Raw genomic sequence first — 22129 nt, 5'->3', positions numbered from 1 at the left:
CCCGTGAACTGCACAGGAAGGCATCGAAATGCAGATTGTCGAAACCACCAACGAGGGACTGAAGCGCGCCTATACGGTGACCATCCCCGCCCAGACCATCACCGCCAAGATCGAGGGTGAGGTCAAGAAGATCGCCCCGCAGGTGCGCATGCCCGGCTTCCGCCCCGGCAAGGTGCCCGCCAATCTCGTGAAGAAGATGCACGGGGCCGCGATCCACCAGGAAGCGCTCAGCACCACCATCCGCGAGGCGATGGACAAGCTGGTCGCCGACAACGCGCTGCGCCCGGCGATGAACCCGGACGTCTCGCTTGGCGAGGGCTATGAGGAAGGCAAGGATGCCGAACTGACCGTCAGCCTTGAAGTGCTGCCGGTGATCGAGGCGCCGTCGCTTGACGGGCTCAAGCTTGACAAGCTGGTGGTGCCGGTCGCCGAGGAGCAGGTCGACGAGGCGGTTGCCCGCATCGCCGGCCAGCAGCAGCGTTTCGAGACCAAGGACGGCGCGGCCGAGGATGGCGACCAGGTGATCTGCGACTTCACCGGCAAGCTCGATGGTGTCGAGTTCGAGGGCGGCAAGGCCGAGAAGCAGCCGATCGTGATCGGCTCAGGCCGCCTGATCCCGGGCTTCGAGGAGCAGCTTATCGGCCTCAAGGCCGGCGAGGAGCGCGTCATCACCGTGACCTTCCCCGAGGACTACCCCGCCGAGGAGCTCAAGGGCAAGGAAGTGACCTTCGACATCGCCGCTCATGAGATCAAGGCTCCGGCCGAGGCCAGCATCGACGACGATTTCGCCAAGGAATTGGGACTTGAAAGCCTGGAACAGCTCAAGAACCTGCTTCGGGGGCAGCTTGAGCAGGAAACGGCGGGCCTAACCCGTACCGCGATGAAGCGTTCGCTGCTCGATCAGCTTGCCGCCGGCCACGACTTCGAGGTTCCGCCGACGATGGTCGAAGCCGAATTCGCGCAGATCTGGCAGCAGCTCACCCATGAGGCGAAGCACGAAGAGGATCCCGAGGCCGCGCTCAAGGAGATCGAGGACGAAAAGGACGATTACCGCAAGATCGCCGAGCGTCGCGTGCGTCTGGGCCTGCTGCTCTCGGAAATCGGCCAGGCCAATGGAGTCGAAGTCTCGGCGCAGGAAATGTCGATGCTGGTGACGCAGGCGGCGCAGCAGTACCGTCCGGAAGACCGTCAGCGCTTCATGGAATATGTGCGCAACGATCCGATGATGGCCGCCCAGCTGCGCGCGCCGCTCTATGAGGACAAGGTCGTCGACTTCCTGATCGAGAAGGCCGAAGTCACCACTCGCGAAGTGACCCGTGAGGAACTGCAGGCCGCCATCGAGGCCGACGCCGACGCTGACAGCGAGGCCAAGGCGGCTCCGGCGAAGAAGGCCACTGCAAAGAAGGCCGCTGCCAAGAAGACGGAAAGCGTGGAGGAAGCTCCCGCCGAAGAGGCCGCGGAGGACGAGAAGCCGAAGAAGGCGCCAGCCAAGAAAGTCGAGGCCGCGGATGATACCGTCGAGGCTCCGGCAAAGAAGGCACCTGCCAAGAAGGCTCCGGCGAAGAAGAAGGCCGCGGCCAAGGAAGGCTGAGACTCTCTTCGCAAGAATACCGAAGCCCGTCCGGAGCGATCCGGGCGGGCTTTTGCTTGGTCCCGTACCAAGTCTCTTGAAGCGAGACTCATCTCCCCCCCTCGTCGCCCGCGAGCCCGCGAAGCGGGTGAAGCAATCCAGGGCGGCGCGAACCGCCCCTGGATTGCCGCGCCGCCGTCGGCGGCTCGCAAGGACGAAAGCAAAGTTCGGATCAATGAGATTGGGTATCAACCGGTGACGAGCGGACGATCCGAGGCGACCCAGCCATCGCCGACGCGGGTCAGGTAGATGTGCTCGAGGTCGAAACCGGTCGCGCGCAGGCGCGCGAGAATCGTGGTTTCGTCGAAGCGGCGCCGGGTGTCGTGCTCGGCCCAGAACAGCGTCGGGCAGCTTCCACCGAGGCGATGCGAACCCTGGGGCTCGATGCGGAACCCGAATTCGGAAGCCACGTAGCGATAGGCCCAGGGGGTGACCGCGCGGTTGTCGTCCGGCGACATCGCCATGACGTCCGAGTTCCAGAAATCGTCGGTGTGGATCACCGTCCCCGGACACCGCGCGACCTGGCGGGCGATCAACTCGCCGGTGCCGAACCAGCTGTTGCGGGCGGTGACCAGCGCGACGTTCTGGCCGAGTGCGAATGTCGTGACGAGAAACGCGAGCGCCAGCGCCGCCGTGGCGGCCCGCCGGCCGAGCACCGCGACCAACCGGGCGCAGGCCAGCGCGAGGCCGAAGCTTACCGCCCCGACCATGGCGGTCAGGTATTTCTCGATCAGCATCGGGTGCAGGAGATGGAGACCGACCAGGATCGCGATGGCGAGCATCGCCCCCACCGTGAGCTGTGCCAGCACCGTGGCCTGGGGCGAAAACGCTTTGGCGTGCAGGATATCGCGCAGGAACAGCGCGCCGCCGACCAGTGCGCCGAGCGTGATCGCCGGGTTCGCCTCGAGCGTGCGCAGCAGCGCGTACTCGATCGACCAGCGTGCCTGTTCGAACCCAGCGGCTATCCAGAACACTTGCGTGTTGGCTCGCCAGTGCGGGTACTGGATGGCCGTAACCGCCAGGAAAAGCCCGCCCGAGGCCAGTGCGGGCGGCAGCAGCGCGCGCAGCCGCCGCCAGTCGCGGCGGGCCAGGGCGAGCAGCACGAAAGGGGCGTAGAACGCGCCGGCAATCACCGTTGTGATGATATGGGTGTTGAAAGCGAGCAGCGTGACCATTGCGGTAGCCGCTCTCCGCGCGGGCGATCCCGCCTCGCCGCTGATCCAGATCGCCGCCAGCGAAAGCGCCAGTACGGCGCCCGCGCAGAGCGACAGGAAATAGGAGCGCAGTTCGGCCGCGGACAGCATCGTCCAGCTGTTTGCCGCCAGAAGCAGCGCCAGCAGAGCGGCCGCCATGCGCAGGCCGGGCACCTCGCGCACCACGGCCATGCCCGCGACCAGCGCGGCGGCGGCAATTCCCAGGTTGAGCAGGCGATGCGTCTCGATCCCGCCCAGACCATCGGTCGCGCGGGCGAGCGCATAGTACAGGGGCGGGTGGTTGTCCGCCAGCCAGCTGCCGCGCAGTGCCTCGCCCCAGCCGATCGAGTTCCTGGTGACGTACTGGGTATAGAACTCATCGTACCAGGGGCCGTGGTGGAAACTGGCCCAGGTGATCGCCATGCCCGTCAACACTACGCAGAGCAGCGTGAGGAGGTCGGCCGCCAGCGTGGACGGCCCCGTGGAATTCCGGGCAGGATTTCGGAACGCCTGCGATCTCCGGGAAAATACCTGTATCGGCATGGGTGCTCCAGTTACCCGCGGCTGCAATCGGGTGTAGATCGTGCCCGAAATCGGCACATTGATGCGACAGGGTAATCACGCGTGGCCATTTTGTCTCAAACTGTCGAGCCGATCGATGGGTTAAAGCCCTTGAACATCCGGCCTCGGCACGCGACATAGGCCATCCAAATCAGATGAGGACTCCCATGCTCGACTTGTTCGGCGCTTCGAACGCAAGCGCTTTTGGAAATCAGGGAAAGTTCACCACCGATCCCTTGACCGGCGCCTTGGTGCCGATGGTTGTCGAGCAGACCAGCCGCGGCGAGCGCAGCTTCGACATCTATTCGCGGCTGCTGCGCGAACGCATCGTCTTCGTGACCGGCCAGGTGGAAGACCACATGGCGTCGCTGATCGTGGCGCAACTGCTGTTCCTCGAATCGGAAAATCCCTCGAAGGACATTTCGATGTACATCAATTCGCCGGGCGGTGTCGTCACGGCGGGCATGGCGATCCATGACACCATGCAGTACATCAAGCCGCGCGTATCGACCGTGTGCATCGGGCAGGCGGCTTCCATGGGCAGCTTCCTGCTTGCCGCCGGCGAACCGGGCATGCGCATCGCGCTGCCGAACGCGCGGATCATGGTCCACCAGCCATCGGGCGGGGCGCAGGGCATGGCCAGCGACATCGAGATCCAGGCGCGCGAAATCCTGCGCATGCGCAAGCGCCTGAACGACCTCTATGTGAAATATACCGGCAAAATGCTTGACGAAATCGAAAAGGCGATGGATCGCGATACTTTCCTCGAGGCCGAGGAAGCGCTGACCTTCGGCCTTGTCGACAAGGTTTTCGAAACGCGCCCTGAAGCCGACAAGTCGGCCGAGGGCTGAAGACGCGGCACGGATCAGTATTTTCAGTCCATGGCAAGGATATTGGCCTAGGATTGCTAAACTGTCCCCCGCCAGAGTAGACTGAGCGAGTCGCCTCAACGGGGGGCCTAAGACGGAAAATGACGAAATTGAGTGGATCTGACGCGAAGAGCACCCTCTACTGCAGCTTCTGTGGCAAGTCGCAGCATGAGGTGCGCAAGCTGATCGCGGGACCAACGGTCTTCATTTGCGACGAATGCGTCGAGCTTTGCAACGACATCATTCGCGAGGAAACCAAGGCCGGGATCGCGGGCAAGAAGGACGGCGGCGTGCCATCCCCCCGTGACATCTGCGAGACGCTGAACGATTACGTGATCGGCCAGCAGCGCGCCAAGCGCGTGCTCTCGGTGGCGGTGCACAACCACTACAAGCGGCTGAAGCACAGCGGCAAGCAGGGCGATGTCGAGCTTTCGAAATCGAACATCCTGCTCGTGGGCCCCACTGGCTGCGGCAAGACGCTGCTGGCGCAGACGCTGGCCAAGACCTTCGACGTGCCGTTCACCATGGCGGATGCGACCACGCTGACCGAGGCCGGCTATGTGGGCGAGGATGTGGAGAACATCATCCTCAAGCTGCTCCAGGCCAGCGACTACAACGTCGAGAAGGCACAGCACGGCATCGTCTACATCGATGAGATCGACAAGATCAGCCGCAAGGCGGAGAATCCGTCGATCACCCGCGATGTGAGCGGCGAGGGCGTGCAGCAGGCGCTGCTGAAGCTGATGGAAGGCACCACCGCCAGCGTGCCTCCGCAGGGCGGCCGCAAGCATCCGCAGCAGGAATTCCTGCAGGTGGACACGACCAACATCCTGTTCATCTGCGGCGGCGCGTTCGCCGGCCTGGAAAAGATCATCGCGGATCGCCTGCAGAAGCGCTCGATCGGCTTCGGCGCGCATGTCGCCGATCCCGACAAGCGCCGCGTGGGCGAACTGCTCCAGAAGGCGGAGCCGGAGGATCTCCTCAAGTTCGGCCTGATTCCCGAATTCGTCGGTCGCCTGCCGGTGATCGCGACGCTGGAGGATCTCGACATCGCCGCGCTCGTCAAGATCCTGCGCGAGCCCAAGAACGCGCTCATCAAGCAGTACGCCAGGCTCTTCGAGCTTGAGGACGTGGACCTGACTTTCACGGAAGATGCGCTTGAGGCGATCGCGCAGAAGGCGATCGAGCGCAAGACCGGCGCGCGCGGCCTCCGTTCGATCGTCGAAGGGCTGCTGCTTGATACCATGTTCGACCTGCCGACCGAAAGCGACATCGCGGAAGTGGTGGTCGACAAGGACGTGGTCGATGGCCGCAAGGAACCGGTTCGCGTTCACAAGGGCGACAAGACCGAAGCGGCGGCCTGACCGGCTTTCGCATCCAGGCACGCGGAAAGGCCGTCCATCGCAAGATGGGCGGCCTTTCCGCGTGTGCATCATGGGGCGGCGGATCACACCACCGCTTCGCTCTCCAGCGCGCAGGACGTGTCGGCGTCGGTCTCGATCTGGATGGTGGGATGGCCGATGCGGAACACGTGATCGAGATCATGCGCAAGGTCGTGCAGGAAGCCGTCGCCGGGCTGGCCGCCGGGCATCACGAGGTGCGCGGTCAGCGCCGTCTCGGTGGTGCTCATCGGCCAAATGTGCAGGTCGTGCACCCTGGCGACGCCGGGGAGGGCTTCCAGGTAGGCCCGCACCCTGGCGCCGTCGATGCCCGCGGGCACGCCGAGCATGCCCATGCGCAGCGAATCGCGCAGGAGGCCCCAGCTCGACCAGGCGATGACCCCGGTGATGACCAGCGAGACGATCGGATCGATCAAGGCCCGGCCGGTGACGAGGATGGCAAGCCCGGCGATGACGACGCCGGCCGAAACCGCCGCGTCGGCCATCAGGTGGACGAAAGCGGCGCGCAAGTTGAGATCCGATTTCGAGCCCCGCGCGAAAAGCAGCGCGGAAAGCGCGTTGATCGCGATGCCCATGCCGGCAACCACCATCATCGTCGCCCCCGCCACCGGGGCGGGATCGGCAACGCGGCGGATCGTCTCGACCAGGATCGCGCCCACCGCCACCAGCAGCAGCGCGGCATTGGCGATGGCCGCCAGAATCGATGAACTCTTCAGGCCGTAGGTGAACCGCTCGCAGGGCGGCCTGGCGGCCAGTACGCTGGCGGCCCAGGCGAGCAGCAGCGAGAGCACGTCGGACAGATTGTGCCCGGCATCGGCAAGCAGCGCCATCGATCCGCTGACGAACCCGGCGGCCACTTCGACCGCGACGAAGGTGATATTGAGCGTGACCGCCAATGCGAAGGCCTTGCCCGTGCCGCCGGGCGGGGCGTGATGGTGGTGCCCGTGCGGATGCCCGTGATGATGCTGGTGATCGGCGCTCATCCGCAAGCTTTCGCACGCGCCGCATGCCCCCATCAAGCTATGACGTAACATCACATGAACCGGCCGGTGTGACCGTGTGCGGACGCAGCGAAGGATTTATTTCCCCGTGATATTTTTGCCGCACTGCAATATCGTGTGTATTGCATAATATATTGAATTGCATGTATTATTTTTTCGCCTGTGGGGGTATGTGACGGTACTGTCACGAAATTTCGCATCTGCGCGGCCGATCTGAATCCCAAATGTCAGAAAGCTGTCATATGCCGCTGCTCATAGCAGCCGCAGCAATTTTGTGGCGAAGCATCTCGTCGCAAATGTCCGTCCACCCAGTCTGAAGAGCTCAGGGGGCTTAGATGAAATTCCAATCCATCCTCAAAACCGCGACCAGCACGCTGGCCGTCGGTGCCACTTTCCTTGCCGTTCCGGCCTTCGCCCAGTCGACCGGTTCGACCGAGTTTGATGATGCCATCATTGTTACGGGTGAGCGGGAAACCACCATTGCCGGCGTTAAGACACCCGATTCCCCCAAGGCCAAAGTCGAAATCACCAAGGAATTGATCCAGACACAGCGCGCCGGTCAGAGCATCAACGAGATCATCAACCTGGTGCCTGGCGTCAGCTTCACCAATAATGACCCTTGGGGTTCGAGCGGCGGATCGTTCACTATTCGTGGCTTCGACTCGTCTCGCATCTCGCAAACCTTTGATGGTATTCCACTCAACGATTCGGGCAACTATGCGATCTACACGAACCAGCAGGTCGACCCCGAACTGATCGAAACCGTCAACGTCAACCTCGGTTCGACCGATGTCGATAGCCCGACGGCAGCCGCCGTGGGCGGCACCGTCAACATCAACACCAAAGTACCGGACGACCAGTTTGGTGTGATGACGAGCTTGTCTTACGGCGACATCGTTGCGAAGGGGACAGGCGACGAAGACCGCTCATATCAGCGCTTCTTCGGCAAGATCGAAACCGGCGAGTTTACCTCGATGGGCACCAAGGCATGGGCTTCGGCCTCTTATGCCCGCAACGGCGCTACCTTCGCCAATTACGGCAAGGTCGAGAAGCAGCAGTACAATGCCAAGATCTACCAGCCGCTGGGTGGTGATGACTTCATTTCGATTGCTGCCCATTACAATGAGAACCGCAATAACTTCGGCGGATCGCCGCTGCGGGCAAGCGCTTTCACCGGCGACAAGGATGGCCGTTTCTACGACATTGCCGGCGGTTATCCCTGCACGCTCAGCACGACCAGCACGCCCAACAGTTGCGGCACCGACTTCGAGCGTCGTTATAATCCTTCGAACACGGGCAACGTCCGCTTGGCTTCGCTGTTTTCGCTGACCGACAAGCTGACGCTGTCGATTGACGCGGCTTACCAGTATGTGAAAGCAAACGGTGGCGGCACCACGTCCGCGAACGAGGGGTTCTTCACGAAGGCCGCCACTGCCACGACTCCGGCTTTCACCGGCACCGGCAACTACGGCGGTGCATTCTACTTCGGCCGTGATCTCAATGGAGACGGGGTCCTTGGCAAGGTCACGCTGCTCCAACCGAGCCAGACCAAGACCAACCGCTGGGTTGCGATCGCCAACTTGGCCTACGAAATAAATGATACTAACCGGGTACGTTTGTCGTATTCGTTCGATCGGGCTCGCCACCGCCAGACTGGTGCCGCCGGTTTCCTGTTCCCGAACGGTGAGCCGATTGATGTGTTCCCGGTCAACGATCCCCTGACTGATGCCGCTGGAAACGTCCTACAAAAGCGTGACCGCCTGTCTTACGCGACGCTGCACCAGATCGCCGGCGAGTACAGGGGCGATTTCTTCGATGACAAGCTTTCCGTCCTGATCGGTGTACGCGCACCGTTCTTCAGTCGCGATTTGAATCAGCATTGCTTCACCACCAGCACCGGTGGATCGTCCGGTGCTTTCGTGAACTGCGTTCCCGCGGATCAGGTTGCCGCTTACATGGCGGCCAATCCTTACTCGTTCAATGCAACCACTGGCCTGCCAACGGGTGCGGCGGTTCCGCAGTCGCGCAAGCTCAAGTATGACAAGCTGCTTCCCAACGTCGGCTTGGTCTACAAGTTGACGCCGGAATTGAGCCTAGCCGCCAGCTATACAAAAAATCTTTCGGTTCCGAGCACCGACACGCTTTACAATGCGTTTTACTTTCCGGCCAATGACCCCTCCTCGTATCGTAGACCTGAGACCTCGGACAGCTTCGACCTGAGCCTGCGATACAGTTCGCCGGTCGTCCAGGCCGCAGTCACCGGATGGTATTCGTCTTACAACAACCGCCTTGTCACCGCCTACGACATCGATGGCAATCCCACTGATACGAACCTTGGCAAGGTCAAGAAGTACGGCGTTGACGCGAGCGTCTCGGTGCGTCCCGTCCAGCCGCTGTCGCTTTATGCCTTTGCGTCCTACATCAATTCGGAGATCGAGGATGACGTGGTCACCTCGGCCAGCAATTGCACGGCGGCGAAGGTCACGGCGGGTGTCTGCTATAGCACTACCGCCAGTGGCACGACGACCTACTACCTCAACACTTCCGGTAACCGCGAGCGAGCGGCTCCGAAGTGGCTGGTCGGTGGCCGGGCCCAACTTACGCTGGGCGACTTCGGCTTCGGTGCGCAGGCCAAGTATACCGGTTCGCGTTACCTGAACGACTTGAACTACTCCGATCTTGTCTATGGGGCCAAGTTCAAGGGTTACACGGTCGTCGATCTTGATATGCGTTACTCGCTGGAAACGCTTGGCCTCGCCAAGAGCCAGATCCAACTCAATGTGACGAACCTGTTCGACAAGTTCTACGTTGGTTCGTTCAGCGGCGGTCTTGATACGTCACCGACTTCCACGTCGGCTTTCGTTAACTTCGGTTCGCCGCGTGCTGTCAGCGCCACCTTCATCATGGGCTTCTGATCCTCTGATCTGAACGAAACTGGAAAAGGTGAGGAACCGCGCGGTTCCTCACCTTTTCATTGCCCGTTATCCGGGGCGTGCCAATGTTGTGGCTGTTCCGTTCTCGGTATCACATCCCTGACATTTCAATCTGGAAGGGCCTCGGCGGACGTCCCGGTGGTGGCCTGTATCCTCGGGCCCAGCTGCGTCGTACCAAGTCTCTTGGAGCGACATCCATCTTCTCCCTTCGTCGGTGCGAGCCGGCGCAGCCGGCGAAGCAATTCAGGGCGGTTAGCGTCGCCATGGATTGCCGCACCGTCTTGGGCGGCTTGACATCAGCTCCCCAGGCCAAGCGGCGCCAGGGTGCTGGCTGCGCAGAGTTCCTCGAAGCTTTGCTCTACCAGGGTGACGTGTTGCAGCATGGCCGCGTGCGCGCCCTGGGCGTCGGCCTGGATGATCGCGCGGACCACGGTTCCGTGCTCGGCGTGCGACCTGGGCAGGCGGCCTTCGACGCGGAACTGGGCCCGGCGGAACGGAGAGAGCCGCCGCCGCATCGCCGCGGCCATGTCGGCAAGTACCGCGTTGTGGGCGCCGGCATAGATCATCGTGTGCAGGTAGTGGTTCGCATCGGTGAAGGCGGGCACGTCGCCGTCCTTCGCCATTTTCTCCATGCGCTCGTGCAGGTCCTGCAGGCGGCGGCGCTCGGTGGGCGCCATGGAAAGCGCCGCCAGCCGCGCGCAGGTCGCTTCCAGTTCGGCCATGGCGACGAACAGTTCCTCCAGCTGCGTCGGCGTCACTTGCGTGACCACCGCGCCGCGTCGCGGGCGGATTTCGATCAGGCCCGAGGTCGCGAGCTGGCGCAGCGCTTCGCGCACCGGGGTGCGCGAAACCGAATAGCGCTGCGCTAGCTGCTGTTCGTCAAGCCTTGACCCGGGGGCGAATTCGCCCGCGATGATTGCCTTGGTGAGATCGTCGGCAAGCTTGTCGACTGCCGTGCTGCTCAACTCGTAGTCTCCGTCGTCATGGCGCGTAGCTAGCCAAATTCCCATGCTGGCGCAAATCCTTGCATACAAAAATGACAGTATGTCCACAATTAGCATTGCCGAATCATAGATTGCATGCAATTCTTCAAATTCGCATACAAAATGCAGTATCGCGACACCGTGATCGCGGAAAATCGGGGGGATGTCTGGGCGCTGATCTTTTGAGGGAGCGACCAGATATGAGGAAGTCCATCTTCGGAATTGCAGCAATCGCGCTATGCGGCTGGAGCGGCACCGCCCTTGCCGACGAGGGCGGAGACTGGAGCCTGCACGGCTTCGGCGACGTCTCGGTGAAGAACGACTATATCACGCCGCGCGGGCTGGTCGTCACCTCGAAAGGGACGACGGTGCAAGTCCTTGACGGCCTGGTTTTCGTATCGCCGGGCGGCATCGCGATCACCGCCGGAACGTGGACCGATCTCAACCCCGGCTACGGCGACGGGAACATCACCGCGGTCAACGAATTCGACTTTTTCGTCGGCGTCAGCGGCAATGTCGCGCCCAGGCTGGAGGCGGGCGTGCAGTATGTGCAGTTCGTCAGCGGCCAGCCTTCGGTCGCCTTTCATGACGAGCGCAACATCGAGTTCAGCCTGAAGTATCATGACGGCGCGAAGGACTCGCCCGTCTCGATCAAGCCCTATGCCAAGTTCTTCTGGGCGGTAGACGGCGATTCCACCGTCGTCCTGGGCAAGAAGGGCGGCACGTTCGATATCGAACTGGGCGCGGAGCCGACTTACGCCGGCGAGGGTTTCAAGCTTTCCGCACCCACCTGGATCACGGTCGGGCCGAAGACCTATTGGGGGGCGAAGGACAACGGTCTGGCGGTCGAAGGCCAGAATTTCGGCGTCGTCTCCACCGGCCTCAAGGCCAGCACGCCGCTGAGCTTCATCAAGGGCGGGGCGGGGGCGTCGGTCTATGCCCAGGCGCAATACTACCACCTTATCAACGACAATCTGGTCATAGCGCAGGCGCTGCTCAACGGCGGCACCAGCAGCCGCGACAAGCTGGTCGTCGCCGTCGGGCTCAACTTCGGGTTCTGACCGGCCGGCCCGGCGGCGGCGCCAGCAGGCGGCCCGCCGATGGCATGGCTCACGAAACGCAGGGAGCAATCGTCATGGTCCAGATACCCGCACAGCCCTACGAATTCGCGCTCGATCCGGACAAGGCGGCGCTGCTCATCATCGACATGCAGCGCGATTTCGTCGAGCCGGGAGGGTTCGGCGCGGCGCTCGGCAACGACGTTTCGCTGCTGCGCTCGGCCATCGCGCCGCTCGAAGCCCTGCTTGCCGCGGCCCGGCAGGCGGGGCTTTTCATCATGCACACCCGCGAAGGGCACAAGCCGGACCTGTCCGACCTGCACGAGACCAAGCGCATACGCGGGCGCGGCGCGATGACGATCGGCGACAGGGGGCCGATGGGCCGGATTCTCGTCATCGGCGAACCGGGCCACGACATCATTCCCGAACTCTATCCGGTCGCGGGCGAGCCGGTGATCGACAAGCCCGGCAAGGGCGCGTTCTACAACACCGAACTTTCCGACATCATCGCCGAACGGGGGCTGACGCAGCTCATCGTTTGCGGCGTCACCACCGAAGTCTGCGTCCACACCACCGTGCGCGAAGCCAACGACCGGGGCATCGAGTGCCTGGTCCTGTCCGATTGCACGGCAAGCTACTTTCCCGATTTCCACGTCGCGGCGCTCAGGATGATCGCCGCGCAAGGCGGGATCTTCGGGTGGGTCAGCGATTCCCAGAGCGCCATCGCGGCGCTTGCCGAACCGGCGGAACCGGCGGATTCCTGAAGCCTAGGAGGGCCATGAGATGACTGCGACGACACAGAGCGCCGCCACGCCGGCGGTCACCGTTCCCAAGTGGACCCCGGGCGATTGGAACGCCTTCTTCGGGTTCGGCACCAACATCCTCGTCAACGTGCTGGTGCTCACCGGGCTCCTGCGCTTCGTGCTGAAGATGCCCGACGAGATCGTCTTCGGGCGCATCCTGCCCGCGCTTGGGCTGATGATGTTCCTCAGCACCGGCTACTACGCCTGGCTCGCGCGCAAGCTCGCGATCAAGGAGGGTCGCACCGATGTCTGCGCGCTGCCTTCGGGCATCAGCGTGCCGCACATGTTCGTGGTCACTTTCGTCGTGATGCTGCCCATCCTGATCGAGACCGGCAATCCGGTCGACGCCTGGAGCGCCGGCCTCACCTGGGTCTTCGTGCAGAGCTTCGTGCTGATGATCGGCGGCTTCATCGCCCCGGTGATCCGCAAGATCACGCCGCGCGCGGCGCTGCTCGGCTCGCTTGCGGGGATCTCGCTCACGTTCATTTCGCTCAGCCCTGCCGCGCAGCTCTATATGACGCCGGTGATCGGCGTCGTCTGCCTGGCGGTGATCCTGGCAAGCTGGCTGGGCGGCTATCGCTATCCGGGCGGCATACCGGGCGGATTGGCGGCGATGCTGGTGGGCTCGCTGATCGCCTGGGGCGGCCAGGCCGCGGGGTTCGATATCGGCGGCATCGGCCCCGAAAAAGTCGGCGGCGCGCTGGCCGACTTCGGGTTTCACGTGCCCCTGCCGGCCTTCGCCGAGGTATTCGGCGGCTTCAAGTACATCGGCGTGATCCTTGTCACCGCCATTCCCTTCGGCATCTATGACCTCGTCGAGGCGATGGACAATGTCGAGAGCGCCGAAGCGGCGGGCGATCACTTCCCGACCACCCGCGTGCTGACGGCGGACGGGGTGGTCAGCCTGATCGGCTGCATGATGGGCAACCCCTTCATCAACGCCGTCTACATCGGCCATCCCGGCTGGAAGGCGATGGGCGGGCGCATGGGCTATTCGGCGGCGACCGGGGTGATGATGCTGACCCTGACCTGGTGCGGCGTGGTCGCGCTGATGATGGCGGTGATCCCATCGGTCGCGCTGCTGCCGATCCTGCTCTACATCGGCATGCTGATCGGCGCGCAGGCCTTTCAGGAAAGCCCGCACCGGCACGCCCCGGCAGTCGTGCTCGCGCTGATCCCGAACATCGCCGCCTGGGGCACCACCCAGATCAACAACGCCCTGGGCGCCGCGGGAACCAACGCCGGCAAGGTCGGGATGGAAGCGCTCGCCAGCAACGGCGTGCTCTATGATGGCCTCGTCACGCTGGGCAGCGGCGCGACGCTGGCGGGCATCATCCTCGGTTCGATCGCGGTGATGATTATCGACAACAAGCTGATGCGGGCATCCGGCTTCGCGCTGGCCGGCGCGGTGCTGACGTTCTTCGGGTTGATCCATTCCGAAGCGATCGGCGTGATGAAGACGCCCGCCGTCGCCGCCGCTTACCTGATCGTCGCGGTGTTTCTGGCGGTGCTTTCGCGCAAGGACCAGATCCTGGCGGAGATCGACGAAGTGGTGCATCATCACGATCACGTGGCCACGCAACCGGCGGAATGAAGGCGCAGATGCGGATTACCGAGGATCTGGTGCGGCGGCTTGCCGAAGCGAATGGAATGGCGATCGCGCCCGAGCACCTGCCGGGCGTGATCCGCAACCTCGAAGTGCTGGAAGTGCAGATCGCGCTGCTGTTTGCCCGGCCGCTCGATCCGCTCGTCGAACCCGCGCCGGTCTACCGGCCGTGATCGCCACGGTTTCGCAGGCCGCAGCCGAAACGGCCGGGGCGGCCAGCATCGCCGCGCGGGTGCGGGAGGGCGGGCTTTCCGCGATCGCGCTTGTCGAGGGCCTGCTGGCGCGCATCGCCGAGCGCGACCGCGCGCTCAACTGCTTCACCCAGGTCATGGCGGACCGGGCGTTGGGAGAGGCGGCGGCGATCGATGCGATAGTGGCCGCCGGGCGCGATCCCGGGCCGCTGGCGGGCGTGCCGTTCGGGGTCAAGGACAACTACGACGTTGCCGGGCGAGTCACCACCGCCGGTTCGATCATCAACCGAAGTCTGGCGCCCGCCGCCGCCGACGCGGTGCTGATCCGCCGCCTCAACGCGGCCGGGGCGGTGCTGGTCGGCACCCAGAACATGGACGAGTTCGCCTATGGCTTCACGACCGAGAACGCGCACTACGGCGCCACCCGCAATCCGCTCGATCCGGCGCGCAGCGCGGGCGGCTCCTCGGGCGGTTCGGCGGCGGCGGTGGCGGCGGGGCTGGTCCAGTTCGCGCTGGGAACGGACACCAACGGGTCGATCCGGGTGCCGGCCTCGTTCTGTGGGCTGTTCGGATTGAAGCCCACGTTCGGGCGGCTGCCGCGCACCGGCACTTTCCCATTCGTCCATGACCTGGACCATCTTGGCCCCTTCGCCCGGAGCGCCGCCGACCTGGCGTTGATCTACGACGTGCTGCAAGGCCACGACGCGGGCGATCTCGCCTGCGCCGACTTGCCGCCGAGCCCGGTCTCGCCGTTTCTCGCGGAGCCGCTCGGCGGCAGCGTCGCAGTGCTGGACGGCTGGTTCGACGACCTGGCCGACGCCCAGGGGCGCGAGGCGGTGGCGCGCGTCGCCGGGGCCCTGGGCGCCCGTGCCCGCGTTACGCTGCCCGGCGCCGCCGAGGCGCGCGCGGCGGCTTTCGTGCTCACGTGCGCGTCGGGCGGGAATCTTCACTTCGAGAAGCTGAGGACCCATGCCGCCGATTTCGACCCGGCGACTCGCGACCGGCTGCTGGCGGGCACCCTGGTTCCGGCGAACGCGGTGCTGCAGGCGCAGCGCTGCCGCACGGTGTTCCGCGACCAGCTGCTGGAGGCGTTTCGCCACCACGCGCTGCTGATCGCGCCGGCCACGCCGTGCAGCGCGCCCCTGCTGGGGCAGGCGACCATCCAGGTGGCCGGAGCGGATATTCCCACGCGTGCCAATATCGGCCTGCTGACGCAGCCGCTCAGCTTCGTCGGCGTGCCGATCGTCGCCGTGCCGGTGCGGAGCGGGGCGCTGCCGATCGCGGTGCAACTGATCGCGCCGCCATGGCGTGAGGATCTGGCCATGCGGGCCGCCGCCGCGCTGGAACGCGCGGGGGTGGCGGGCACCTGCGCCGCGACGCCGGGGGAAGCGCTTTAGCATGGAATTGCCGGCAGTCCTGGACCTTGCCGGAGTGCGCGCTCTTTATGCCGATGGTGCATGGACTCCCCATGCCCTGGTCGCGGCGGTCGACAGGCGGATCGACATGGGCGATCCCGCCGCCTTCATCAGCCGGACCTCGCCCGCGCAATCGACCGCCGCGATCGAGGCCCTGTTGGCGCGCGCGCCGATGCCGAACAGCCTGCCGCTGTGGGGCGTGCCCTTCGCGGTCAAGGACAATATCGACGTGGCGGGGCTGCCGACCACTTGTGCCTGCCCGCAATTCGCCCATGTCGCGCGGCATGACGCGGCGGTGGTGGCGAGGCTGCTGGCCGCCGGCGCCATCGTCATGGGCAAGACCAACCTCGATCAGTTCGCCACCGGGCTGAACGGCACGCGTTCCCCCTATGGCGCGCCGCGCTCGGTATTCGACGCGGAGCACATCTCCGGCGGATCGAGTTCCGGCTCGGCGGTGGCGGTGGCCTCCGGCCTGGTCAGCTTCGCGCTGGGGACCGACACGGCGGGCTCGGGCCGGGTGCCCGCCGCGCTCAACAACATCGTCGGGATCAAGCCTACGCCGGGGCTGCTGAGCAACAGCGGCCTGGTGCCGGCCTGCGCCAGCCTGGATTGCATCAGCATCTTCGCGCTTTCGACCGCCGATGGCCTGGAACTGCGCCGGATCGCCGAAGGCTTCGATCCCGCCGATCCCTGGTCACGCCGGGCGCGGCTGCCGGGTCAAGGCCTGCCCGGTCAAGGCCTACCGGGTCAGGGCCTGCGCGTGGGCGTGCTGCGGCAGGACGATTGCGAGTTCTTTGGCCGCCCCGAAAACGAAAGCCTCTACGCCGCCGCCATCGCGCGCCTCGGCGAAGCGGTGGTCGAGATCGACTACGCTCCGTTCCGCGAAGTCGCGGCACTGCTTTACGAAGGGCCCTGGGTGGCCGAGCGCCAGATCGCATTCGAGGATCTGGGGCTGCCGGAACACGTGCTGGACCCCGCGGTGCGCAGGATCCTGGCGAGCGGCAGGCACTATACGGCCGTGGATGCGTTCCGGGGCCGATACCGGCTGGAGGCGCTGAGGCGCCGGTGCGAGGCCGAGTGGGCCCGGGCCGACGTGCTGCTGCTGCCGACCACGCCGCGCAGCTTCACGGTCGCCGAAATGCACGGCGATCCCATCGGCCGCAATGCCGCGCTCGGGCTCTACACCAATTTCTGCAACCTGCTGGGGCTTTCGGCGATCGCGGTGCCGGCGGGCTTCGGGCCGGACGGATTGCCGTTCGGCGTAACGCTGGTCGGCCCCGCCTTCGCCGACGAGGCGCTGGCCCCGCTGGCCGATCGCCTGCATCGCCTGGCCGGTTGCGGCGCCGGCATCGACCGGGAGAAACCGATCGCGCCTCTGCCCTCGCCTTGCGCGGAGAATGGGCTGGGCGCGGAGAGTGGACTGGAAAAGGCGCGGCCGGATCTTGTGCCGGCCGTCCCTTGGCACGACCCATCGTCCCGGCGAACGCAGGGGGCTTGACGAAGGGGGCACACGCGTTCGCGCAATCCGCCCCACGGCCTCGGGGGCGCGTACTTGCCAAGCGTGCCGTGCCGCACTATCGGCCGGGCACGTCATGGGTTGTCCGCGTGCCTTGCAAGGGCGCGGGCCGAAGAGGGAAGCCGGTTCGACTCCGGCGCTGCCCCCGCAACTGTGACCGGGGAGTGCGCCTCCGACATGCCACTGGCCCCGCAACGGGCTGGGAAGGCGGGGGCGGGCATCGATCCGGGAGTCAGGAGACCTGCCCAGGATGGTCGTTCCGCGCCGGGCGGGGTGCACCGGAAAGCAGCGAGACGCGCGCATGAGGCCTGCGCGCCCTCCGCCATGAACGGCATTTCGTTCAAGGTTCGGAGGAATGCATATGAAATATCCGTTTTTGCTGGGCACGGCGCTTGCCGTGAGCGTGCCCGCGATGGCCGACGAGGCTGACGATACCATCGTCGTCACCGCCACCCGCACCGAAACCCCGCGTAGCCAGATCGGCCAGTCGGTCAGCGTCGTCACCCGCGCGGATATCGAGCGCACCCAGGCGGCCGCCGCGACCGAAGTGCTGGCGCGCTTGCCCGGCATTTCGACCGTCCAGTCCGGCGGCTTCGGCCAGCCCTCCAGCGTCTTCATCCGCGGGGCCGAGAACGCGCAGTCGCTGGTCCTGATCGATGGCGTGCGCATCAACGATCCGGGCGATGTCGGCGGCGGGTTCGATTTCGGCGCGCTCACCATCGGCCAGTTCGACCGGGTCGAAGTGGTGCGCGGTTCCTCGGGCGTGCTGTGGGGCAGCCGCGCGATCGGCGGCGTCGTCAACTTCATCACCGCGCGCCCGACCGACCAGTGGACCGCGCGCGGGCAGGCCGAATACGGCTGGCGCGACCGCAGGCAGGTGGGCGCGTCGGCGGCCGGCAAGCTGGGTCCCGTCGGCCTGACGCTGGGCGGCCAGTGGCTGAAGGGCGACGGCTATTCGGCCTTCGACGAGCGCCGCGGCGCCGCCGAAAAGGACGGCTTCGAAAGCAGGAGCGCCAATGCCCGCGCCGAAGCGGAACTGACGCAGGGCCTTTCGGTCGATGCCGGCGGCTTTTGGACCAGGGCGAACTACGATTACGACGACACCGGCGCCGACGCGCTCAACCTGGGGCTCAAGCGCGATGTGCTGGGCTATGCCAACTTGCGCTATTCCGGCCTTGACGATCGCCTGTCGGCCCGCGTCGGCTATGGGCTGAACGACACCCGGCGCGTATCGGATCACGCGGTGTTCGGCCCCTACGAAACCAACGGACGCACCGAGCGGGTGGAGGGCCAGGTCTCGTTCGCGCCGGTGGAGATGGCATCGATCCTGCTCGGCGCCGAGACCGAGCGGCAGAAGTTCGACGACAACTTCGGATCGAAGGATTCGACCTCGATCGACAGCTACTTCGGCAACCTGACGCTGCACCCGCTGGAGGGGCTGACGCTCAACGGCGGCCTGCGCTACGACGATCACGAGGATTTCGGCCACAGGACCACTTTCGCCGCCAACGGCGCCTGGGTGATCGGATCGGGCGAAGACGCGCCGGTGCTGCGGGCCAGCTATGGCGAGGGTTTCAAGGCGCCTTCGCTGTACCAGCTCTATACCAACGGCGGTTTCCGCGCGCTCGATCCCGAGACGTCGAAGGGCTGGGACGCGGGCGTTGAACAGCCCTTCGCCGAAGGCACCGGGCGCTTCACGATCACCTACTTCGATCGCAGGACCAGGAACCTGATCGACTATGACCTGGCCAGCTACAACTACTACAACGTCGGCCGCGCGCGGGCGCAGGGCGTGGAGCTGGGCATGCAGGTGACGAACTGGAACGGGTTCGACGTGAACCTGGCCTATACTTACCTCGACGCCGTCAACCAGCGGACCGGCACCCGGCTGGCCCGGCGGCCGAAGAGCAACCTCCACGCCAGCCTCGACAAAGCTTGGGACATCGGCCTGAAGCTCGGCGCGGACTTGCGCGTGGGGGGTGGGCGCTATGACGACACGGCCAATGGCAACTACGTCGACGGCCACCTCGTCGTGGGCCTGCGCGGTGCTTTCGCGGTGACCGGCAACGTGGAAGTCTATGGCCGGGTCGAGAACCTGTTCGACGAGCACTACGAAGTGGTGCGCACTTACGGCACTCCCGGCCGTTCGGCCTATGCCGGGGTGCGGGTGAAGATGTGAGGCGAGGGGCTCCGCCATCGGCCCCTCCCCTGAAAGGGAGGGGAGGCCTTGTCGCCTGCCTGCTGCTGGCTTCGTGCTCGCCGGGGGCGGCGGCTGGGCCGGCCGCCGGACATGCCCAGCCCACGGTGGTCTCGCTCAACCCCTGCACCGACGCGATCCTCGCCGAAGTCGCGGTGCCGGGGCAGTTGCTGGCGATCTCGCACTACAGCCGCGATCCGGCCTCGAGTTCGATGGACCTTGGCCTGGCGCGGCGCTTTCCGGCGACTTCGGGCTCGGTCGAGGAAGTGGCGGCGCTCGCTCCGGACGTGGTGGTGGCGGGTTCCTTCCTGGCCCCGACGACCCGGCAGGCGCTGCGGGACCTTGGCATCCGGGTCGTGACCCTGCCCATCCCCGCCGACGTCGCCGCGTCCGAAGCGCAAGTGCGCGAGCTGAGCGCGCTGGCGGGGAACCCCGCTGCGGGAGAGGCGCTGGTCGGGCGCATCGAAGCCGCGGTCAAGGATGCCGCGCCGCCCGCCGGCGCCGCGCTGGTGCCGGCGCTGGTCTGGCAATCGGGCGGCATCGTCGCGGGTGACGGCACCCTGATCGCCGACTTGCTCCGCCGTGCCGGCTTCGTCAACGCCGCCGCCGCGCGCGGGCTTTCGCAGGCCGATTACCTTCCGCTCGAACGCATCCTGGCCGATCCGCCGGAAGTGATCTTCGCGGTGGGCAATCCGCGATCGGAGGAAGACCGGATGCTGCGCCACCCGGCGCTGCGAGCGATCCCGGGCACCACCCGCGCGCCGCTTGACAGCGCGCTGCTGTGGTGCGGCGGCCCCACCATCCCGCGCGCACTGGCGCGGCTGGGGCAAGTGAGGCGGGGGCTGGAGCAGCGAACATCGAATCCGGGGCAGCGTCGAATCGCTCGATCTCCGGCGGGTTTCCATCGCGATGCTGTCCTCCGCGGCACGGGGAGGGGGACCGCCGAAGGCGGTGGAGGGGATACTCGTCCGGGCACGGCGCCTCGATGGGAAATCCCCGCCGTCAGCGCTTCGCGCCGCCACCTCCCCGTGCCGGGGAGGACAGTGGGCCTCAAGGTGCGATCGTGAACCGCCGCCTCATCCTTCTCCTTCTCGCCGCCCTGGCGCTGGCGGTGCCGTTGTCGCTGCTCGCCGGGCGGGTGTGGATCGATCCCTTCGCGCCGGAAACGCGCAATGCCTCGGTGATCCTCATGCAATTGCGCCTGCCGCGCGCGGCTCTGGCGCTGGTGCTGGGCGCCGGGCTGGGCGCGGCGGGAGCGGCGATGCAGGGTTTCCTGCGCAATCCGCTGGCCGATCCGGGCCTGTTCGGCATGGCGCCGGGCGCGGCGCTGGGCGCGGTGCTCAGCTTCTGGACTGGCTATGCCGCCTCGGCCTGGCTGCTGCCGCTGTTCTCGCTGATCGGCGCCGGCGGAGCGATGGCGCTGCTGGCGCTGATCGCCGGACGGGAGGGCGGCGTGGCGCTGTTCACGCTGGCCGGGCTGATGATCTCCAGCCTGGCCGGCGCGCTGATGAGCCTTGCCATCAGCCTTGCCCCCACCCCTTTTGCGATGAGCGAGATCGTCACCTGGCTGATGGGTGCGCTGGCGGACCGGTCCTGGCGGGATGTCTGGATCGCGACGCCGCTGACGCTGGCCGGGATCGGCGTGCTGCTGGCCGCCGCGCGCGCGCTCGACGCGCTGACGCTGGGGGAGGCGGCGGCGCGTTCGCTGGGCTTCGATCCGCGCCGGCTGCAGGCGCTGATGATCGTGGGGATCGGCCTGACCGTGGGGGCGAGCGTGGCGGTGGCGGGAGTGATCGGCTTCGTCGGCCTGGTGGTGCCGCACCTGGTGCGCCCGCTGACCGACCGCCGCCCGTCCTCGCTGATCGTGCCGAGCGCGCTGGCCGGTGCGCTGCTGCTGCTGATCGCCGATTGCCTGTGCCGGATCCTGCCGCTGGCCGGGGGCGAGCTGCGCCTCGGCATCGCGCTCAGCCTGCTGGGTGCGCCGTTCTTCCTGCACTTGCTGCTGCGGATGCGGAAGGGCCTGGCATGAGCCTGCAGGCTTTCGACCTTGGCGTGAAAGGCCGGCTGAGCGGCTTGTCGCTCGCGCTGCATCCGGGCGAGGTCACCGCGATCTGCGGGCCGAACGGGGCCGGCAAATCGACGCTGCTGGCCTGCCTGGCCGGGCTGCTGCGGCCGGATGGCGGGCATGTCGCGCTGGACGGCACCCCGCTCGCGCGGATCGCCCACCAGGCGCGCGCGCGGGCGATCGGCTACCTGCCGCAATCGCCCGAGGTTGCGTGGGACCTGTCCGTCGAAGTGCTGGTGTCGCTGGGCCGCCTGCCCTGGCGCGGGGCGGGCGAGGCGCGGGCCGCGATCGACGAGGCCCTGGCGGCGATGGACCTCGAGGCGTTCCGCCACCGTCCGGTTTCGCGCCTGTCCGGCGGCGAGCGGGCGCGGGCGCTGATGGCGCGGGTGCTGGCGACGCGCCCCGGCTGGCTGCTGGCCGACGAGCCGCTCGCCAATCTCGACCTCGGCCATGCCGCCGCGCTGGTGGGGCGCTTTGGGGAACAGGCAAGGGCCGGACGCGGCGTGGTGCTGGTGCTGCATGACCTTGCCATGGCGATGAACCATGCCGACCGGGTGATCGTGCTGGACCAGGGCCGCCTCGCCGCCGACGGCCCGCCCGAAAGCGCGCTCGATCCGGGATTGATCGCGCGCGTCTGGAACTGCCCCGCGCGCTGGCTGGGAGAGCCCGGCGCCAGGGCGCTTTCGGTGGGATAGGGGGCTTTACTCG

General features: G+C 66.1%; 17 protein-coding genes and 1 riboswitch. Of the genes, 14 read left to right on the top strand and 3 right to left on the bottom strand.

What is annotated here, in order from left to right:
• Positions 1–28: 28 nt before the first annotated feature.
• Positions 29–1591 (top strand): trigger factor, encoded by a 1563-nt coding sequence (tig, locus tag BM052_RS12065; protein ID WP_091147147.1) that lies wholly within the window; start codon positions 29–31, stop codon positions 1589–1591.
• Positions 1592–1818: 227 nt separating this feature from the next.
• Here tig and BM052_RS12060 read toward each other — a convergent pair whose 3' ends face one another.
• The gene (locus BM052_RS12060) at positions 1819–3246 is read right to left on the bottom strand and encodes a hypothetical protein (RefSeq protein ID WP_091147144.1); all 1428 of its coding nucleotides are present in this window, start codon (positions 3244–3246) and stop codon (positions 1819–1821) included.
• A 305-nt stretch (positions 3247–3551) separates the two neighbouring features.
• Here BM052_RS12060 and clpP point away from each other — a divergent pair, with 305 nt between their 5' ends.
• A complete protein-coding gene (gene clpP, locus BM052_RS12055) occupies positions 3552–4235 on the top strand; it encodes an ATP-dependent Clp endopeptidase proteolytic subunit ClpP (RefSeq protein ID WP_091147141.1) in 684 nt (227 codons plus the stop codon).
• A gap of 119 nt (positions 4236–4354) precedes the next feature.
• A complete protein-coding gene (gene clpX, locus BM052_RS12050) occupies positions 4355–5617 on the top strand; it encodes an ATP-dependent Clp protease ATP-binding subunit ClpX (RefSeq protein ID WP_091147138.1) in 1263 nt (420 codons plus the stop codon).
• 83 nt (positions 5618–5700) lie between these two features.
• Here the strand turns inward: clpX and BM052_RS12045 are convergent, their stop codons facing one another.
• Positions 5701–6636 carry a cation diffusion facilitator family transporter gene (locus BM052_RS12045; protein ID WP_091147136.1) on the bottom strand — a complete coding sequence of 312 codons (936 nt, stop codon included), beginning with the start codon at positions 6634–6636 and terminating at the stop codon, positions 5701–5703.
• A 353-nt stretch (positions 6637–6989) separates the two neighbouring features.
• Here BM052_RS12045 and BM052_RS12040 point away from each other — a divergent pair, with 353 nt between their 5' ends.
• On the top strand, positions 6990–9569 hold the full coding sequence (locus BM052_RS12040) for a TonB-dependent receptor (RefSeq protein ID WP_091147134.1): 2580 nt from the start codon (positions 6990–6992) through the stop codon (positions 9567–9569).
• Positions 9570–9883: 314 nt separating this feature from the next.
• Here the strand turns inward: BM052_RS12040 and BM052_RS12035 are convergent, their stop codons facing one another.
• A complete protein-coding gene (locus BM052_RS12035) occupies positions 9884–10597 on the bottom strand; it encodes a GntR family transcriptional regulator (RefSeq protein WP_091147131.1) in 714 nt (237 codons plus the stop codon).
• Between the two features lie 173 nt (positions 10598–10770).
• Here BM052_RS12035 and BM052_RS12030 point away from each other — a divergent pair, with 173 nt between their 5' ends.
• The 10 genes from BM052_RS12030 (at position 10771) to BM052_RS11985 (ending at position 22116) form a co-directional block, all read left to right on the top strand.
• Complete coding sequence (locus tag BM052_RS12030; RefSeq protein ID WP_091147128.1) at positions 10771–11631, top strand: hypothetical protein; 861 nt, start codon at positions 10771–10773, stop codon at positions 11629–11631.
• A 74-nt stretch (positions 11632–11705) separates the two neighbouring features.
• Positions 11706–12392, top strand: coding sequence for a cysteine hydrolase family protein (locus BM052_RS12025; protein WP_091147127.1), 687 nt, complete (start codon positions 11706–11708; stop codon positions 12390–12392).
• 19 nt (positions 12393–12411) lie between these two features.
• Positions 12412–14025 carry a regulator gene (locus tag BM052_RS12020; RefSeq protein WP_091147124.1) on the top strand — a complete coding sequence of 538 codons (1614 nt, stop codon included), beginning with the start codon at positions 12412–12414 and terminating at the stop codon, positions 14023–14025.
• An 8-nt stretch (positions 14026–14033) separates the two neighbouring features.
• On the top strand, positions 14034–14210 hold the full coding sequence (locus BM052_RS12015) for a DUF4089 domain-containing protein (RefSeq protein ID WP_177198445.1): 177 nt from the start codon (positions 14034–14036) through the stop codon (positions 14208–14210).
• Positions 14207–15625 (top strand): AtzE family amidohydrolase, encoded by a 1419-nt coding sequence (locus BM052_RS12010; RefSeq protein WP_218151549.1) that lies wholly within the window; start codon positions 14207–14209, stop codon positions 15623–15625. The genes BM052_RS12015 and BM052_RS12010 overlap by 4 nt, the downstream gene beginning before the upstream one ends.
• Before the next feature lies 1 nt (position 15626).
• Positions 15627–17141, top strand: coding sequence for an allophanate hydrolase (gene atzF, locus BM052_RS12005; RefSeq protein ID WP_091147119.1), 1515 nt, complete (start codon positions 15627–15629; stop codon positions 17139–17141).
• Between the two features lie 88 nt (positions 17142–17229).
• Positions 17230–17423, top strand: a riboswitch (cobalamin riboswitch).
• Between the two features lie 97 nt (positions 17424–17520).
• Complete coding sequence (locus tag BM052_RS12000) at positions 17521–19338, top strand: TonB-dependent receptor plug domain-containing protein (protein WP_091147244.1); 1818 nt, start codon at positions 17521–17523, stop codon at positions 19336–19338.
• Positions 19335–20423 (top strand): helical backbone metal receptor, encoded by a 1089-nt coding sequence (locus BM052_RS11995; protein ID WP_091147117.1) that lies wholly within the window; start codon positions 19335–19337, stop codon positions 20421–20423. The genes BM052_RS12000 and BM052_RS11995 overlap by 4 nt, the downstream gene beginning before the upstream one ends.
• The gene (locus tag BM052_RS11990; RefSeq protein ID WP_091147114.1) at positions 20420–21385 is read left to right on the top strand and encodes a FecCD family ABC transporter permease; all 966 of its coding nucleotides are present in this window, start codon (positions 20420–20422) and stop codon (positions 21383–21385) included. The genes BM052_RS11995 and BM052_RS11990 overlap by 4 nt, the downstream gene beginning before the upstream one ends.
• On the top strand, positions 21382–22116 hold the full coding sequence (locus tag BM052_RS11985) for an ABC transporter ATP-binding protein (protein ID WP_091147112.1): 735 nt from the start codon (positions 21382–21384) through the stop codon (positions 22114–22116). The genes BM052_RS11990 and BM052_RS11985 overlap by 4 nt, the downstream gene beginning before the upstream one ends.
• Positions 22117–22129: the final 13 nt, after the last annotated feature.

The sequence above is a fragment of the Novosphingobium sp. CF614 genome, from assembly GCF_900113255.1.
GTDB lineage: Bacteria > Pseudomonadota > Alphaproteobacteria > Sphingomonadales > Sphingomonadaceae > Novosphingobium.
This window is presented reverse-complemented; position numbering and strand designations above follow the sequence as displayed.

What these genes read in the sequence shown, in the direction of transcription:
- tig (WP_091147147.1), top strand. Translation starts at nt 29, where the DNA reads ATGCAGATTGTCGAAACCACCAACGAGGGACTGAAGCGCGCCTATACG.
- BM052_RS12060 (WP_091147144.1), bottom strand. Translation starts at nt 3,246, where the DNA reads ATGGCGATCACCTGGGCCAGTTTCCACCACGGCCCCTGGTACGATGAG.
- clpP (WP_091147141.1), top strand. Translation starts at nt 3,552, where the DNA reads ATGCTCGACTTGTTCGGCGCTTCGAACGCAAGCGCTTTTGGAAATCAG.
- clpX (WP_091147138.1), top strand. Translation starts at nt 4,355, where the DNA reads ATGACGAAATTGAGTGGATCTGACGCGAAGAGCACCCTCTACTGCAGC.
- BM052_RS12045 (WP_091147136.1), bottom strand. Translation starts at nt 6,636, where the DNA reads ATGAGCGCCGATCACCAGCATCATCACGGGCATCCGCACGGGCACCAC.
- BM052_RS12040 (WP_091147134.1), top strand. Translation starts at nt 6,990, where the DNA reads ATGAAATTCCAATCCATCCTCAAAACCGCGACCAGCACGCTGGCCGTC.
- BM052_RS12035 (WP_091147131.1), bottom strand. Translation starts at nt 10,597, where the DNA reads ATGGGAATTTGGCTAGCTACGCGCCATGACGACGGAGACTACGAGTTG.
- BM052_RS12030 (WP_091147128.1), top strand. Translation starts at nt 10,771, where the DNA reads ATGAGGAAGTCCATCTTCGGAATTGCAGCAATCGCGCTATGCGGCTGG.
- BM052_RS12025 (WP_091147127.1), top strand. Translation starts at nt 11,706, where the DNA reads ATGGTCCAGATACCCGCACAGCCCTACGAATTCGCGCTCGATCCGGAC.
- BM052_RS12020 (WP_091147124.1), top strand. Translation starts at nt 12,412, where the DNA reads ATGACTGCGACGACACAGAGCGCCGCCACGCCGGCGGTCACCGTTCCC.
- BM052_RS12015 (WP_177198445.1), top strand. Translation starts at nt 14,034, where the DNA reads ATGCGGATTACCGAGGATCTGGTGCGGCGGCTTGCCGAAGCGAATGGA.
- atzF (WP_091147119.1), top strand. Translation starts at nt 15,627, where the DNA reads ATGGAATTGCCGGCAGTCCTGGACCTTGCCGGAGTGCGCGCTCTTTAT.
- BM052_RS12000 (WP_091147244.1), top strand. Translation starts at nt 17,521, where the DNA reads ATGAAATATCCGTTTTTGCTGGGCACGGCGCTTGCCGTGAGCGTGCCC.
- BM052_RS11985 (WP_091147112.1), top strand. Translation starts at nt 21,382, where the DNA reads ATGAGCCTGCAGGCTTTCGACCTTGGCGTGAAAGGCCGGCTGAGCGGC.